At 71.4% G+C, this 13,628-nt stretch carries 14 protein-coding genes and 1 pseudogene; 7 read left to right on the top strand and 8 right to left on the bottom strand.

Annotated elements, in window-relative coordinates; genetic code table 11:
- Positions 1-97 precede the first annotated feature (97 nt).
- Together AC4OXY_RS18930 and AC4OXY_RS18925 are read left to right on the top strand one after the other, a co-directional pair.
- Positions 98-286 (top strand): helix-turn-helix domain-containing protein, encoded by a 189-nt coding sequence (locus tag AC4OXY_RS18930; protein WP_355710693.1) that lies wholly within the window; start codon positions 98-100, stop codon positions 284-286.
- A 63-nt stretch (positions 287-349) separates the two neighbouring features.
- A complete protein-coding gene (locus AC4OXY_RS18925; RefSeq protein WP_491994258.1) occupies positions 350-1,585 on the top strand; it encodes a tyrosine-type recombinase/integrase in 1,236 nt (411 codons plus the stop codon).
- A gap of 105 nt (positions 1,586-1,690) precedes the next feature.
- On the opposite strand, the gene AC4OXY_RS18920 is transcribed toward AC4OXY_RS18925, so the two are convergent.
- On the bottom strand, positions 1,691-2,245 hold the full coding sequence (locus AC4OXY_RS18920; protein WP_376285316.1) for a DUF4232 domain-containing protein: 555 nt from the start codon (positions 2,243-2,245) through the stop codon (positions 1,691-1,693).
- A 283-nt stretch (positions 2,246-2,528) separates the two neighbouring features.
- Here AC4OXY_RS18920 and AC4OXY_RS18915 point away from each other — a divergent pair, with 283 nt between their 5' ends.
- The 3 genes from AC4OXY_RS18915 to AC4OXY_RS18905 are packed head-to-tail and all read left to right on the top strand — an operon-like array spanning position 2,529 to position 5,507.
- A complete protein-coding gene (locus AC4OXY_RS18915; protein WP_376285313.1) occupies positions 2,529-3,782 on the top strand; it encodes an ABC transporter substrate-binding protein in 1,254 nt (417 codons plus the stop codon).
- Positions 3,779-4,681 carry a carbohydrate ABC transporter permease gene (locus AC4OXY_RS18910; RefSeq protein WP_356030962.1) on the top strand — a complete coding sequence of 301 codons (903 nt, stop codon included), beginning with the start codon at positions 3,779-3,781 and terminating at the stop codon, positions 4,679-4,681. The genes AC4OXY_RS18915 and AC4OXY_RS18910 overlap by 4 nt, the downstream gene beginning before the upstream one ends.
- Positions 4,674-5,507 carry a carbohydrate ABC transporter permease gene (locus AC4OXY_RS18905; protein WP_491994257.1) on the top strand — a complete coding sequence of 278 codons (834 nt, stop codon included), beginning with the start codon at positions 4,674-4,676 and terminating at the stop codon, positions 5,505-5,507. The genes AC4OXY_RS18910 and AC4OXY_RS18905 overlap by 8 nt, the downstream gene beginning before the upstream one ends.
- A gap of 3 nt (positions 5,508-5,510) precedes the next feature.
- Here the strand turns inward: AC4OXY_RS18905 and AC4OXY_RS18900 are convergent.
- The 6 genes and pseudogenes from AC4OXY_RS18900 to AC4OXY_RS18875 all read right to left on the bottom strand — a co-directional run.
- Positions 5,511-6,107 (bottom strand): annotated as a pseudogene (locus AC4OXY_RS18900) (SDR family NAD(P)-dependent oxidoreductase); the annotation flags it as partial.
- Positions 6,108-6,458 (bottom strand): nitrite reductase small subunit NirD, encoded by a 351-nt coding sequence (nirD, locus tag AC4OXY_RS18895; protein WP_356030964.1) that lies wholly within the window; start codon positions 6,456-6,458, stop codon positions 6,108-6,110.
- Positions 6,455-9,070: a nitrite reductase large subunit NirB gene (gene nirB / locus AC4OXY_RS18890; RefSeq protein ID WP_376285308.1), complete on the bottom strand. Its 2,616-nt coding sequence runs from the start codon at positions 9,068-9,070 to the stop codon at positions 6,455-6,457. The genes nirD and nirB overlap by 4 nt, the downstream gene beginning before the upstream one ends.
- Positions 9,071-9,199: 129 nt before the next feature.
- A complete protein-coding gene (locus tag AC4OXY_RS18885; RefSeq protein ID WP_376285306.1) occupies positions 9,200-9,877 on the bottom strand; it encodes a class F sortase in 678 nt (225 codons plus the stop codon).
- Between the two features lie 123 nt (positions 9,878-10,000).
- Positions 10,001-10,513 (bottom strand): hypothetical protein, encoded by a 513-nt coding sequence (locus tag AC4OXY_RS18880; RefSeq protein WP_362821524.1) that lies wholly within the window; start codon positions 10,511-10,513, stop codon positions 10,001-10,003.
- A 457-nt stretch (positions 10,514-10,970) separates the two neighbouring features.
- Positions 10,971-11,309 carry a hypothetical protein gene (locus AC4OXY_RS18875; protein ID WP_376285303.1) on the bottom strand — a complete coding sequence of 113 codons (339 nt, stop codon included), beginning with the start codon at positions 11,307-11,309 and terminating at the stop codon, positions 10,971-10,973.
- Here AC4OXY_RS18875 and AC4OXY_RS18870 point away from each other — a divergent pair.
- A complete protein-coding gene (locus AC4OXY_RS18870; protein WP_376285300.1) occupies positions 11,299-11,814 on the top strand; it encodes an MFS transporter in 516 nt (171 codons plus the stop codon). The genes AC4OXY_RS18875 and AC4OXY_RS18870 overlap by 11 nt on opposite strands.
- A 75-nt stretch (positions 11,815-11,889) precedes the next feature.
- Here the strand turns inward: AC4OXY_RS18870 and AC4OXY_RS18865 are convergent, their stop codons facing one another.
- Positions 11,890-13,203 carry a M4 family metallopeptidase gene (locus AC4OXY_RS18865; RefSeq protein WP_376285297.1) on the bottom strand — a complete coding sequence of 438 codons (1,314 nt, stop codon included), beginning with the start codon at positions 13,201-13,203 and terminating at the stop codon, positions 11,890-11,892.
- Between AC4OXY_RS18865 and AC4OXY_RS18860 the strand changes: the two genes are divergently transcribed.
- Positions 13,196-13,627 (top strand): gamma-glutamylcyclotransferase family protein, encoded by a 432-nt coding sequence (locus tag AC4OXY_RS18860; RefSeq protein ID WP_376285294.1) that lies wholly within the window; start codon positions 13,196-13,198, stop codon positions 13,625-13,627. The two genes, AC4OXY_RS18865 and AC4OXY_RS18860, sit on opposite strands and share 8 nt — an antisense overlap.
- Position 13,628 lies beyond the last annotated feature (1 nt).

Here is a 13,628-nt window from a genome sequence, read left to right as displayed (position 1 = left end):
TGCGTGACGCGATGACGCAGAAATCCGCACCTCGGACACAGCCCGGAATGCCGGGGCGGGACTTGCTCTCCCCGCCCTTCCTCACAGGAAGGACGTCATGAAGAAGTACCTGACGACTGCGGAAGTCGCCGAGCGCTACCGCACGTCACCCTCAACCGTCCGCTACTGGCGCTACGCCGAAACCGGCCCGCAGTGCTTCATCAGGCGCGGTCGACATGTTCTGTACGACGCCGAAGCGCTGGACAAGTACGACGCTGAGGAGATCGGAGGCCGACGCGCAGCATGACCCGGAACAGCAACGGACCCCACCTCATCACTGAATCGGCTTGCCCTGAAGGGAGGGGAACGGATGGCTGAGGTGTACGACCGCTGGCACCTCTCCCGACCGCCGGCCGACGCCGAGCCGTGCGAGGCACACAGCACCAAGACCCAGAAGGTCTATCCCAGCGGGGACCATGGCACAGGGAAGCGCTGGCAGGTGCGCTACCGGGACTTGTCCGGGAAGCAGTGCAAGGAGAACTTCGAGAAGAAGACTGCTGCGGACTCCCGTGCCGCCAAGGTGACGACTGAACTCGATGGCGGCACCTTCGTGAACCGGGAGTTGGGCAAGCAGAAGTTCAGAACCATCGCTGAACGCTGGCAGGAGACGGCCGTACACCGCGAGCGGACGGAAACGAACGTTGAGCGAGCCCTACGGCTGCACATCTACCCGACGTTCGGCAACCGCGAGATCGGCCGTATTCAGCGGGCCGACGGAATGAGGTGGATCAAAGAGCGGTCGGCGGTCATCGCGCCGTCCACCTTTGCGACGCCCTGGAACGTCTGCACCAGCATCCTGAAGATGGCTCACCAAGAGGGGATCATCCCGAAGTACCCGTGGGAGGGGCTGAAACCGCCAGAGGTCTTCTATCCGGAGGTCCACCCGCTTGATCCGGAGGCGGTGAAGGCGCTCATCGTGACCGCGTCTCCCCGATACCGCGCCCTGGTCAGGCAGGCGGCTTCGACGGGCCTAAGGCAAGGCGAACTGTTCGGGCTGGAGGACGGAGACCCTGCCGAGACTGTGACCGTCAAGCAACAGATGATCGGTCCCGACAAGGGGGTGCCGTACCTCGGGGAACCGAAGACCAGACAGAGCTACCGGTCTGTTCCTCAGGGACGCTCGGTCGTAGACGAGATTGCACGGCACCGTGCGAAGTTCCCGCCGCAGGTCGTGTACATCGAGGACCGGACGAACCCCAGGAAGCCCGTATGGCGCCATGCTCGGTTGCTGTACACCAGCGAGACTGGCGGAGCGATCCGGCGTGCCAGCTGGGCGAAAGTGTGGACCCGGAACGTCAAGCGGGCGAACGCCCATCTGAAGAAGTCGGGCAGCAAGGTCCGCGTACCCGAGGACACCACGCTTCACGATCTGCGGCACTTCTATGCCTCGGTCCTGATCAAGAACGGGACGACCCCGAAGCAGGTGCAGATGCGGCTTGGTCACGCTAAGCCATCGATCACACTGAACGTGTACACCCACTTGTGGGAGGCAGAGGCGGACCGGACTGCCGACATGATGGAGGCGGTACTGAGCGATGTGCCCTGACTGTGCCCTGTGACGCCTTGGTATGGCCGACTTCCCAGGTCAGGAAGTCGGCCATACACCCTGTGCGGGGGTGTCGCCTCTCCGGCGTTTTCGGGTGCTGTCCCTCTAGAACACCCCCTCCGTGTTCACCGGACCCACCTCGAAGAGCCCCGAGCACGTCGTCCACGACGCCGGTATCAGGACCGGGGTGCGGGACGCCGGGGGAAAGACGCGCAGGTAGGAGCCGGTGCGCAGGCAGGGGCCGCCCACCGGGCCGTTCGTGGTGCGCAGCACCGCCGAGGCCGAGTGGCCCGGGGCGAGGGCGACCGTGCGGTAGGAGGTGCCGCTGCGGGCGGCCGCCGGGCCGAGCTGGTGGTGAGCGGTGTCGAGGACGCTGACGCCCGGGTATCCGCGCAGGGCACAGCTGCCCGTACTCGTGTTGGTGAACCGCACCGGCCAGTACAGCGACCCGGCGGCCCCCTCCTTGCGGCCCATGGAGAGGTGCAGGTCGCTCGCCGTGCAGGTGCGCAGGGCCTTGGCGGCCGACGGTGCCGCCGCCGGCGCGCTCCAGGCCGCTCCCGCCGCCGTCAGGCCCACGACGGCCGCGGTGAGGACGGCCGCCGCGCCGCGCCTCGGCGACGTCCGGAAGAGCTTCAGAGGGTTCGGACAGTGAACTGACATATCCGCCTCCATCGGGCGAACGGGTGGATGAAGGTCACTGTGTTGGATGCGTCGCGGCCCGGAAAAGTTGTGCCTCGGGCCGGGCGATTTCGGCGGCCGCCGAACTGGGTGATTCCGGTGGGATCCGGGCTGGGTGACGGCGGCGGGAATCGGCCCGGGATCGTGACACCGTGCCCCCGCACGGTGACACACGGCTGCAACACCCCTTTCGTAATCATCGCGCAAGGTTGATCGTTGGGCCGTGCATCGATGACCGACACCGATACGTCAGGGGGTACGGACGATGGCCATGAGTCGCAGGGCACTGCTGGTCGCGGGGGCCGGAGTCGGGGCGGGGGCACTCGCCGCGTGCGGATCCGACACCGGGCGCGGGGGCGGGGGTTCGGGGGCGGCGCTGTCCCAGTGGTACCACCAGTACGGTGAGCCGGGCACCCAGCAGGCCGTGCAGCGGTACGCCGCCGCGTACAAGAAGGCGCACGTCACCGTGCAGTGGCGGCCAGGGAACTACGACCAGCAGACCGCCGCCGCGCTGCTGACCGACTCCGGGCCCGACGTGTTCGAGGTCAACGGGCCCACACTCGACCAGATCCAGGGCGGACAGGTCGTCGACCTCACCGACCTGCTCGACGGCGTCAAGGACGACTTCAACCCCGCCGTGCTCACGCCCAAGACGTACAAGGGGAGGATCTACGGCATCCCGCAGGTCGTCGACATGCAGCTCCTCTACTACCGCAAGAGCCTGCTGAAGGCGGCCGGGGTCCAGCCGCCCGCCACGCTCGACGCCCTCGTGGACGCCGCCCGCACGCTCACCACCAGCAAGGTCAAGGGCCTCTTCCTGGGCAACGACGGAGGTGCCGGTGTCCTCGGGGGAACTCCCCTCTACGCCGCCGGACTTGAGCTCGTCACCGAGGAGGGGAAGGCCGGCTTCGACGACCCGGCCGCCGCCCGCACCCTCGGCAAGCTGCGCCGGCTCTACGCCGACAAGTCCCTCCTCCTCGGCGCGCCCGCGGACTGGTCGGACCCGTCCGCCCTCCTCCAGGGCCTCACCGCGATGCAGTGGTGCGGGCTGTGGGCGCTGCCCCAGATCAAGCAGCAACTGGGCGACGATTTCGGGGTGTTGCCCTTCCCGGCGGACGGCGGACAGGGCAGGCCCACCGTGCCCGTCGGGGCGTACGGCGCCGCCGTCAGCGCCCGCAGCAGGCACCGGGAGGCCGCCAGGGAGTACGTCAAGTGGCTGTGGGTCGAACGGACCGACTACCAGGAGGACTTCGCCCTCTCCTACGGCTTTCACATCCCCGCCCGGATCTCCCTCGCCAAGAAGGCCACGCAACTCCACAGCGGTCCCGCCGCCGACGCCGTCCGCCTCGCCACCGAGCACGGGTACGCCCAGCCCCTGCTGTGGACACCGGCCGCGCAGACCGCCTACCAGGACGCGCTCAGCCGGATCATCAAGAGCGGCGCGGACCCGGAGAGCGAACTGCGGGCCGTCGTACGGAAGGTGTCCGGTGAGCTCGACCGGGTGAAGAGGACGTCGTGAGGCGGCGCCGGGTCCTCTGGTTCTGGGTGTTCGTCGGGCCGTTCGCCGCCGGGCTCGCGCTCTTCACCTACGTCCCGCTGCTGTGGAGCGTGGGCCTCAGCTTCTTCGACGCGCAGAACACCGTCACGCCCACGCACTTCGTCGGTCTGGACAACTACACGGCGATGCTGCGGGACGACGCGTTCACCGGCAGTCTGAAGACGTTCCTCGTCTTCACCGCCTTCATCGTGCCCGTCACCTATCTGCTGTCCCTCTCGCTCGCGCTCATGGTCAACCGGGTCCGGCGGGCGCGCGCGTTCTTCCGGTCCGTCTTCTTCCTCCCGGCCGCGTGCAGCTACGTCGTCGCGGCCCTGGTCTGGAAGATGTCGATCTTCAACGGGGTGCGGTTCGGGCTGGCCAACACCGTGCTGGACTGGTTCGGCGGCGATCCGGTGGCCTGGCTGTCCACCACCGACCCGCCCTGGTACTGGCTGGTCATCGTCACCGTACGGCTGTGGCTCCAGGCCGGCTTCTACATGATCCTCTTCCTGGCCGGGCTGCAGAGGATCGATCCGGTGCTCTACGAGGCGGCCGCCGTGGACGGGGCCCGGCCCGGCTGGACGGTGCTGCGGCACATCACCCTGCCGCAGCTGCGAGCCACCTCGGTCGCGGTGCTGCTGCTGCTCGTCATCAACGCCTTCCAGGCCTTCGACGAGTTCTACAACCTGCTCTCCGACGCCCGGGGCTATCCGCCGTACGCCCGGCCGCCGCTCGTCTATCTCTACTACACCGCGCTCGGGCAGGGGCAGAACCTCGGGCTCGGCAGCGCGGGAGCGGTGATCCTCGCGCTGATCATCGCGGTCGTCACGGTCGGTCAGGCGCGGTGGCTGCGGCTGGGAAGGACGGACGCCGATGGATGACGCCCTGGTGCGGGCCGCGCGGGCCCTGCGGGCGGTGCTGCTGATCGCGCTCGCCCTGCTCTTCCTCATCCCCTTCTATCTGCTCGTCCGCAACGGGCTGGCGAGCGAGCAGGACATCACCTCGCCTCGATGGACCTTCTTCCCGGGGGAGTTGAGGTGGGGCAACGTCCGGGAGCTGTTCGCCGATCCGTCCGTGCCCTTCGCCCGGTCCCTGGTCAACTCCGCGCTGATCGCCGTGGCCACCACCGCCGGGACGCTCCTGCTCGCCTCCCTCGCCGGGTACGGCCTCGCCCGCATCCCCTACCGGCACGCGAACAAGGTCTTCTACGGCATCCTCGGCACCCTCCTGGTCCCGGCCGCCGTCACCTTCGTACCGAGCTTCGTGCTGGTGTCGTCGCTGGGCTGGATCTCCACGCTCCGCGGGCTCATCGTCCCGACGCTGTTCTCGGCGTTCGCCTGCTTCGTCTTCCGCCAGTACTTCCTCGGCTTCCCGCGGGAGCTGGAGGACGCGGCGCAGGTCGACGGGCTCGGGTACTGGCGGACGTACTGGCTGGTGGTCGTGCCGAACGCGCGGCCGGTGTTCGCGGCGGTCGGGACGATCGTGTTCCTCGGCGCCTGGAACTCCTTCCTGTGGCCGCTGGTCATCGGGCAGGACCAGCGCGCCTGGACGGTGCAGGTCGCGCTGTCGTCCTTCACCACGTCCCAGGTCGTGCGGCTGCACGAGCTGTTCGTCGCCGCCGTCGTGTCCGTCCTGCCGCTGCTGCTCGTCTTCCTGTGCTTCCAGCGGTGGATCGTGGCGGGGGTGGAGCGCTCGGGGATCGACTAGTGCTCACAGTGTGGCGCCGCTGTCCACGCCCAGGTCGGTGCCGATGACCGAGGCCGCGTCGTCCGAGGCCAGGTGGAGGACGGCGGCGGCGACTTCCCCGGTGGTGGCGATGCGGCCGAGCGGAAGGGTGTTCTTCGCGCGCTCGGTCCGGCCCGCCTCGGTCTCGCCCGGCCGCAGGGACATGGAGGTCTCGGTGGCTGTGGGGCTGACCAGGTTGATCCGGACGCCGTCCCGGACGTGGTCGAGGGCGGCGCCCCGGCTGAGCGCGGTCACGGCGGCCTTGGACGCGGAGCAGGCGGCCGCCCCGGGGGCTGCGGTGTGCCGTCCGAAGGTGGAGGAGATGTTCACGATCGAGCCCCCCCCCGCCGACTGGCCGCGCATCTGGCGGATCTGAGCCCGCAGGGCCAGGAACACGCCGGTGACGTTGGTGGCGAGCCGGGTGTGCCAGTCCTGCTCCGGGAGGTCCACGAGGGGCTGCCCGCCCCGGAAGACGCCCCCGTTGTCGACCGCCACGTCCAGTGAGCCGTAGGAGTCGACGGCGGCCCGGACCACCGCGTCGGCATCAGCCGCGCGCGAGACGTCGGCGGTCACCGCGAGGGCCTACGCCGCCCGGACCTCGTACGCCGTCACCCGGACCGTCTCGTCGTCCAGGCACTCCCCGCTGGCCAGGTCGAAGCGCTGCTTCAGCAGGGGGGAGGCGACGAACGGGCGGCCCTCGTGGGTGCCGGTCAGGCCGCGGGAGAGGACGGCCGCGCCGGTGAACGGGTCGCGGTTGTCGATCGCGTAGAGGCGGTCCGCGCGGTCGCGGAACAGGGCGACCTGACGGCCGTCCGGCAGCAGGGCGGCGGCCCCGCGGCCCGGGAGCAGCGCGTGCACGTCGCAGGCCGTGAACCAGCCCTCGGCGAGCCGGAGTTGGACCTTCAGAGCGGTGGTCTCGACAGCCAGGGTCATCGCGGGGTGCTTCCTTCCAGGACGTCGGCGGCGGGCCGCCTGCCGATGGCGAGCAGCGGCAGGTCGGGCTTGATCTGGTCGCGCTCGGGGACGAAGGCGACGACCGGGTCGGGGGTGTCGGGGGCGTTCACGAACGACACGAACCGGGTGAGCTTCTCGGGGTCGCTGATCGTCTCGGCCCACTCGTCGCGGTAGCCCGCCACGTGCGCCCGCATCAGCGCCTCCAGCTCGTCGCAGATGCCGAGCGAGTCGTGCACCACCACGTCGCGTACGTGGTCCAGGCCGCCCGGGATCCGCTCCAGCCACACGCTCGTGCGCTCCAGGCGGTCGGCGGTGCGGATGTAGAACATCAGGAACCGGTCGATCAGCCGGACCAGTTCGGCGTCCGACAGGTCCTGGGCGAGCAGGTCCGCGTGGCGCGGGGTCGCGCCGCCGTTGCCGCCGACGTACAGGTTCCAGCCGTTCGCCGTGGCGATCACGCCGAAGTCCTTCGACCGGGCCTCGGCGCACTCGCGGGCGCACCCGGAGACCGCCGACTTGAGCTTGTGCGGGGAGCGCAGGCCCCGGTAGCGCAGCTCCAGGTCGATCGCCATGCGGACCGAGTCCTGGACGCCGTAACGGCACCAGGTCGAGCCGACACAGGACTTCACGGTCCGCAGGGCCTTGCCGTAGGCGTGTCCGGACTCGAAGCCGGCGTCCACCAACCGGGCCCATATCAACGGGAGTTGCTCCGCCCGCGCGCCGAACATGTCGATCCGCTGGCCGCCGGTGATCTTCGTGTAGAGGCCGAAGTCCCGGGCGATCTCGCCGATCACGATCAGCTTCTCGGGCGCGATCTCGCCGCCGGGGATGCGTGGCACGACCGAGTACGAGCCGTTCTTCTGGAGGTTGGCGAGGTGGTGGTCGTTGGTGTCCTGCAGGGCCGCCTGCTCGCCGTCGAGGACGTAGCCGCTCGCGCCGATCGTCGGGGCGAGGGAGGCGATGACCGACGCCACCGCCGGCTTGCAGATCTCGCAGCCCTCGCCGCCGCGGGCGCCCTCCCGGCCGTAGCGGTCGAGCAGGTCCTGGTACGACGTGATGCGCAGGCTCAGGACGATCTCGTACAGCTCCTCGCGCGTCAGGGCGAAGCAGCCGCACAGCCCCTTGTCGACCTCGACGCCGGACGCCGCCAGTTCGGCGTCGACCAGCTGGCCGAGCACCTTGACGCAACTGCCGCACGTCGTACCGGCCTTGGTGCACTTCTTGACCTCGGGCACGGTGGTGCACCGGTGCTCGGTGACCGCGCCGCGGACGGCGCCCTTGGTGACGTTGTTGCAGGAGCAGACGATCGCCTCGTCCGGCAGCGCGGCCGGGCCGAGCTGCGCCCCCGAGTCCGCTCCGGCGGGCAGGACGAGGGACTCGGGGGAGACGGGGGGCACCGAACCGGTCAGCGCGCGCAGGGTGCCGTACGCCTCCGCGTCGCCGACCAGGATGCCGCCGAGCAGCGTGCCGTCCCGGCCGATGACCAGCTTCTTGTACAGGCCCGCGCGGGCGTCGGAGTACACGACGTCGAGGCAGTCCTCGGTGGTGCCGTGCGCATCGCCGAAGGACGCCACGTCGACGCCGAGCAGCTTCAGCTTGGTGGACAGGTCGGCGCCGGTGAACGACGCCTCGGCGGCGGCGATGGTGGCGGCGGCCGTCTCCGCCTGCTCGTACCCCGGCGCGACCAGGCCGTACACCCGGCCGTCCGCCGCCAGCGCGCACTCTCCGATCGCGAACACGTGCGGGTCGGTGACCGTACGGCACTGCTCGTCGACGCTGATGCCGCCGCGCTCGCCGACCGTGAGGCCGCAGTCCCGGGCCAGCTGGTCGCGGGGGCGGACACCGGCGCTGAACACGACCATGTCGACGCCGAGCTCGGAGCCGTCCGACAGCTTCATGCCGCTGACGGCGCCCGCCGCCCCGGTCACGATCTCCTGCGTGCCCACGCCCGTGTGCACGGTCAGCCCCATGTCCTCGACGGTGCGCAGCAGCGCCGCGCCCCCGCCGTCGTCGACCTGCACCGGCATCAGGCGCGGCGCGAACTCCACGATGTGCGTGTCGAGTCCGAGCCCCTTGAGGGCGCCGGCCGCCTCCAGACCCAGCAGACCGCCGCCGACCACGGCACCGGTCCGGGCGCCCTTCGCGTACTCCTCGATCGCGAGGAGGTCCTCGATCGTGCGGTAGACGAAGCAGCCGTCGGCGTCCTTGTTCGGCACGGGCGGCACGAACGGGTACGAGCCGGTGGCGAGGACGAGGGTGTCGTACGCGAAGACCCGGCCGGACCGGGCGGTCACCGTCCGCGCCGCACGGTCGATGGCGTCGGCCGGGTCACCGACGTACAGCTCGATGCCGTGGGTGTCGATGAACCCCATGTCGGTCATGGAGAGTTCCTCGGCGGTCCGGCCCGAGAAGTACGAGGTGAGGGCGACCCGGTCGTACGCCGGACGCGGTTCCTCGCACAGGACGACCACGCGGTGCGTGGCGGTCAGGCCGCGCTCGGCGAGCGCTTCCAGGAAGCGCTCGCCGACCATGCCGTGGCCGACGAGCACGATCGTGGGGGTGGCTCCCGGGGTACGTGTATGCGAGGTCATGCCCCTGAGCGTGCGGTGCGGACGTTACCCGGCCGCATCACGTCTGTTTCCCGTGCGGAACGCTGCCCTCAGCCTGCGGCGCTTCGGCGTGTGAGGTCCGGGGGTGCGAGGGCCCCTGCGGGGCGCGGCTCAGGCACGGCTTCCCGTCAGGTGCGCGAACACCACCACGTTGCCCTGGTACCCCGTCGTCGGCGAGTAGCCGCCGCCGCAGGTGATGACGCGCAGTTCCGGGCGGCGGGCCGCGCCGTAGACCTTCTCGTCGGGGAAGTCACGGGCCGCGTACACCTCCACCGCGTCCACGCTGAACACGGCCACGGAGCCGTCGCGGCGGTCCACCTCGATGCGGGCGTCCCGCCTGAGCGCGCCGAGGTTGTAGAAGACGGCGGGCCCCTCGGTGTTGTCGACGTGCCCGGCGACGATCGCGGTGCCCGTCTCGCCGGGCAGGGTGCCGGCCTCGTAGTAGCCGGCCAGGTTGTTGTTCCCCGCGGGCGGCACGTCCAGGCTGCCGGAGCCGGTCAGGGCCAGGCCCATCAGCGGGGCGTTCACGCGGATCGCGGGTATGCGGATCCGGGTGGGCGGCGAGGGGGCCAGGGCGCGGGCCGCGGGGGGCTCGCCGCCCGGGTCCGGGCGGCCCTCCGCGGTGGCGGGCTGCGGCGGCGTGTGCGTCCCGGTGCCGCCGCCGAGCAGCCACACCCCGGAACCGAGGGCCACGACGGTGACCGTGGCTATCGCGGTGTCGCCGAGCCGGGCGCCGCGGCCGCGGCCGGCGCGGGCGCGGCGCCCGGCACTTCTGGCGCTTGTGCGCATGTCGATCCCTCTCCCGGGGGGCGGACCCCCGAAAATCCCCGGCCCCCTCCGGGCCGCGAGGGGCATCGGACCCGGAGGGGGCGGGAAGTGCGGTACCGGCGGACGGACAGCGGAGGGTGTCCGTCAGATCCCGTCGCCTCTCGCCCGGCGATGCAGGAGCCAGGTACCGCCCGCGGCGGCGACGGCCAGCGCCGCCACACCCGCCGCGGTGTGCACGGGGTCGGGGCCGAGTGCGCCGCCGACCCCCGTCTTCAGACTGCCGTGCGGCTGCACCTGCTCGTGCGCCGCGGTGAGGGCCACCACGAGGTCGCCCGTCACCCGCCGGTTGCCCTCCGCACACGTGGCGACGATCTCGTACGTCCCCGGCTGTGCGCTCTCCGGCACCGCGAACTGGCCGATCACGTCGCCCTCGTGTGCGCTGGGCGCCAGCAGGAAGGTGCCGGCGCCGACCGCGCCCGCGTCCCCGGTCGCGCCGCCGCTTTCGCGCCCGCAGGCGGCCGTGTTCACCGTGACGTGGGTGCCCGGAGCCACCGTGCCGGGAGAGACGTCCAGGCTGCCGGCGGTGCCGGCCCAGGCGGGCGCCGCGGCCGCCCCGACGAGCGCGATACCGGTCATCAGACGGGCAGTGCGGCGCATGGTGTTCCCCAGACCTTCGCGATTCGGCTGTTCGCTATCGAGGTAAGTCGCAGTCACGGGGTCCCGCCTGCTGATGACCCGTCAGGAATACGGCGAACGGGTGCCGCCCCCCGACCCCCGCACGGCCCAACCCGAGCGGGGTTTCAGCAGGTCGCAGGCGTGCGAGGGGTGCGCGGAAGCGGCCGGCGCGAAGAGCACCCTAATGCGGGAGCCGTGCGGCCAGGCCGTCCAGGACGACGTCGAGGCCGTACCCGGACTTGGCGTCCCGCTCCTCGGCGGGGTCCCGGACGGCCGTCGCGTCGGTGGCGGCGTAGGCGGCGGAGAGGCTGGCGTGACCGGCCGCGGCCTGCTGGGCCGCGGGCAGCAGGCGGGAGACGAACTCCGCCTCGGACGTTCGCCGCCGATCCGGGCCAGGTCGTCGCGCTGCGGATCGCGATGGGTGTCGGCGGGGCGCTGATCATGCCGGCTGCCGGTGCTCGCGGCGGCGGTGCTCACGCTCGCGGGCTTCGTGCCCGGGGAGAACGTCACCGCCTCCCCGATGGTCCCGCCGGTCCTCTTCGAGCAGCGCAACTTCAGCGGCGGTTCGCTCTCCCCGGCCCTGGTCCGGATCGGCAACGGCGGTCCGATGCCGGTCCTCACCCAGTACCTGCAGTTCGTCCTCGGCTACTCGCCCCATCGAGGCGGGCCCGGCCTTCCTGCCGCCGGCCGTGACCGCGATCATCGGCAACGCGGGAGGCGTGAAGCCGGCCGCGAAGACCGGCAACCGCGTGGTCATCCTCCTCGGCATGCTGATCATGGTCTCGTCCTTCGCGGTCCTCACCACGGTCGACGCCGGCTCCGGCTTCGCCGTCCCGGCGATCGCCCTGGGCCTGCTCGGCCTCGGTGCCGGTGCCGCCATGCCGGCGGCGGTCGGCGCGCTGATGGGCACGATCCCGCCGGAGCAGGCGGGCGTCGGCTCGGCCCTGAACGACACCATCCAGCAGGCCGGCACGGCCCTCGGCATCGCGATCCTCGGCTCACTGCTCGCGAGCGGCTACACCGACCGGATGCCCGCCGACGCCCCCGCCCCGGCCCGCGAGTCCATCGCCGGCGCGGTCGCCACGGCCCACCCGGCCCTCCTCCACGCGGCCCGCGAGGCCTTCGCCTCCTCGATGACCACCACCTTCACGGTCAGCGCGGCGGGTGTCCTGGCGGCGGCGATGCTGGCCACGGCCGTGATGCGCGACCGCAAGCCGCAGCAGCCCGCCCAGTCCCCGGAGCAGGAGCCGGAGCAGGAGCCGGAGCAGGAGTTGGCTGTCTGACCGGACGCGACGGGAAAGGCCGGTGCCCGCGGGGCACCGGCCTTCCGGGCTTCCCGGTTTCGCCCGGCCCGCACGTCAGTTGACGTTGACCGCGCCCCACGCCGCCGCCACCGCGTCGTACTCGGTGCTGCCCGCGCCGTAGAGGTCCTTGGCGCCGTTGATGGTCTTCGCGCCGATGAGGTAGTCACCGGGGTCGGAGGGGTTGTTCGCGTAGAACTCGACCATCGTGCCGAGGACGTCGGAGGTGGCCTCGTTCAGGCCGCCGGACTCGCCGGTGTACGCCAGGCCGGCCGTCTTGGAGGTGACGCCGTGGGTCATCTCGTGCCCGGCGACGTCGAGCGCGACCAGCGGTCCGAAGGTGGTGCCGTCACCGTCGCCGTAGGTCATGCAGAAGCAACTGTCGTCCCAGAAGGCGTTGTTGTAGCTGTTGCCGTAGTGGACGCGGTTGTACGAGCCCTTGCCGTCGCCGGCGATGCCGTTGCGGCCCAGCACGTTCTTGTAGAAGTCCCAGGTCATGTCGGTGCCGTACTGGGCGTCGACGGCCGCCGAGGCGCGGTCGGCGGTGGTGCCGGTGCCCCAGTGGTTGTCGGCGTCCGTGAACACCGTCGAGGGCGCGCGGGTGATGCAGATGCCGAAGACGCACAGGTCGGTCTGGTTCGCCGCGTCGCCGGTGTACGTGCCGCCGCGTGTCGGGTCGGTGAGGTCGTACGACGATCCCGACGGGGTCGTCTCCAGCGGCACCGTCCCGCTGTACAGCGACTTCCCGTCACCGGTGGCGGTCTCGATGCTTTCCCAGGCGTCGATCCGACGGCCGGTGCGGGCGTCGGTCAGCACCGTGCGGGCGACCGGGTTGCCGAGCGAGTCCCGGCCGGCCGCGTTGGTGCGCCAGGCGAGCTCCGGGGTGCCGTGCAGGGCGTCGACCACCAGCTCCGGCCGGGCCTCGACCTGCCTGAGCCCGTCGCCGAGGTGGACCGCCCGCAGCGCGTTCACCGCGAGGCCGGCGGCCTTCGGCGCGGATATGTCCGGGACGATCGAGGCCAGGGATATCGTGCCGCGACTCGCCCGGTCAGCGCCCAGGTAGCCGCCGTCCTTCCTCAGGTGGACCACGAAGTCGCCGCCGAGGACGGGGAGTCGGCGGTAGGTGCGGGTGTAGCGGACGTGCTGGGTGCCGTCCCGGTCCACGATCACGTCGCGGACGCTGGTGTTCTCGGCGGAGGTCAGGCCCAGGCTCGCGGCGTGGGCCAGGAGCGCCGAGGCCGCGTTCCGGATCGCGACCGCGGTGGTCGGCTCAGGGTCGGCGTGGGCGGCGGGGGAGAGGGCCACGGTGAGCAGGGTCGCGGTGGTGACGGCGACACCGGCGGTGGTGGGGAGAATGGTTTCCGTGATCACTTCGGAACCGGGGGCCCAACTGCCCTTCTTCGTCTACGGCACCCTGCGTCCCGGCGAGGCCAACCACGACCTGTTCCTGCGCGGCCGCACCGCCGCCGAGGAACCGGCCCGGCTGCCGGGCGCCGTGCTCTACGACGGGCCCGGCTACCCCTACGCCGTCGAGCACCGAGGCGCGGAGATACGCGGGGAGTTGGTCACCGCACACCCCGAGTCGTACGACGGCCTGCTCGCCGCCCTGGACCGGCTGGAGGAGTACACCCCGGGCGACCCGCGCAGCCGCTACGAACGCGTCGCCCGGCCCGTCGTACGCGCCGACGGCAGCACCGCCCCCGCCTGGGTCTACCTCGCCGCCCCGCCCGTCGCCGCCCGGCTGCGCGCCCACGGCACCCGGATCGAGGGCGGCGACTGGCTCTCCCGCCGCTGAG

Source organism: Streptomyces sp. HUAS MG56 (genome assembly GCF_058673395.1).
Note: the sequence above shows the minus strand (reverse complement) of the source record. Positions and strands in the feature narration are given on the sequence as shown.

Bases quoted from the DNA above. Each gene is read 5' to 3' on its own strand.
- AC4OXY_RS18885 (WP_376285306.1), bottom strand. From the start codon at position 9,877: ATGCGCACAAGCGCCAGAAGTGCCGGGCGCCGCGCCCGCGCCGGCCGC.
- nirB (WP_376285308.1), bottom strand. From the start codon at position 9,070: ATGACCTCGCATACACGTACCCCGGGAGCCACCCCCACGATCGTGCTC.
- AC4OXY_RS18920 (WP_376285316.1), bottom strand. From the start codon at position 2,245: ATGTCAGTTCACTGTCCGAACCCTCTGAAGCTCTTCCGGACGTCGCCG.
- AC4OXY_RS18875 (WP_376285303.1), bottom strand. From the start codon at position 11,309: ATGATCAGCATGCCGAGGAGGATGACCACGCGGTTGCCGGTCTTCGCG.
- AC4OXY_RS18925 (WP_491994258.1), top strand. From the start codon at position 350: ATGGCTGAGGTGTACGACCGCTGGCACCTCTCCCGACCGCCGGCCGAC.
- AC4OXY_RS18880 (WP_362821524.1), bottom strand. From the start codon at position 10,513: ATGCGCCGCACTGCCCGTCTGATGACCGGTATCGCGCTCGTCGGGGCG.
- AC4OXY_RS18930 (WP_355710693.1), top strand. From the start codon at position 98: ATGAAGAAGTACCTGACGACTGCGGAAGTCGCCGAGCGCTACCGCACG.
- nirD (WP_356030964.1), bottom strand. From the start codon at position 6,458: ATGACCCTGGCTGTCGAGACCACCGCTCTGAAGGTCCAACTCCGGCTC.
- AC4OXY_RS18915 (WP_376285313.1), top strand. From the start codon at position 2,529: ATGGCCATGAGTCGCAGGGCACTGCTGGTCGCGGGGGCCGGAGTCGGG.
- AC4OXY_RS18905 (WP_491994257.1), top strand. From the start codon at position 4,674: ATGGATGACGCCCTGGTGCGGGCCGCGCGGGCCCTGCGGGCGGTGCTG.
- AC4OXY_RS18870 (WP_376285300.1), top strand. From the start codon at position 11,299: ATGCTGATCATGGTCTCGTCCTTCGCGGTCCTCACCACGGTCGACGCC.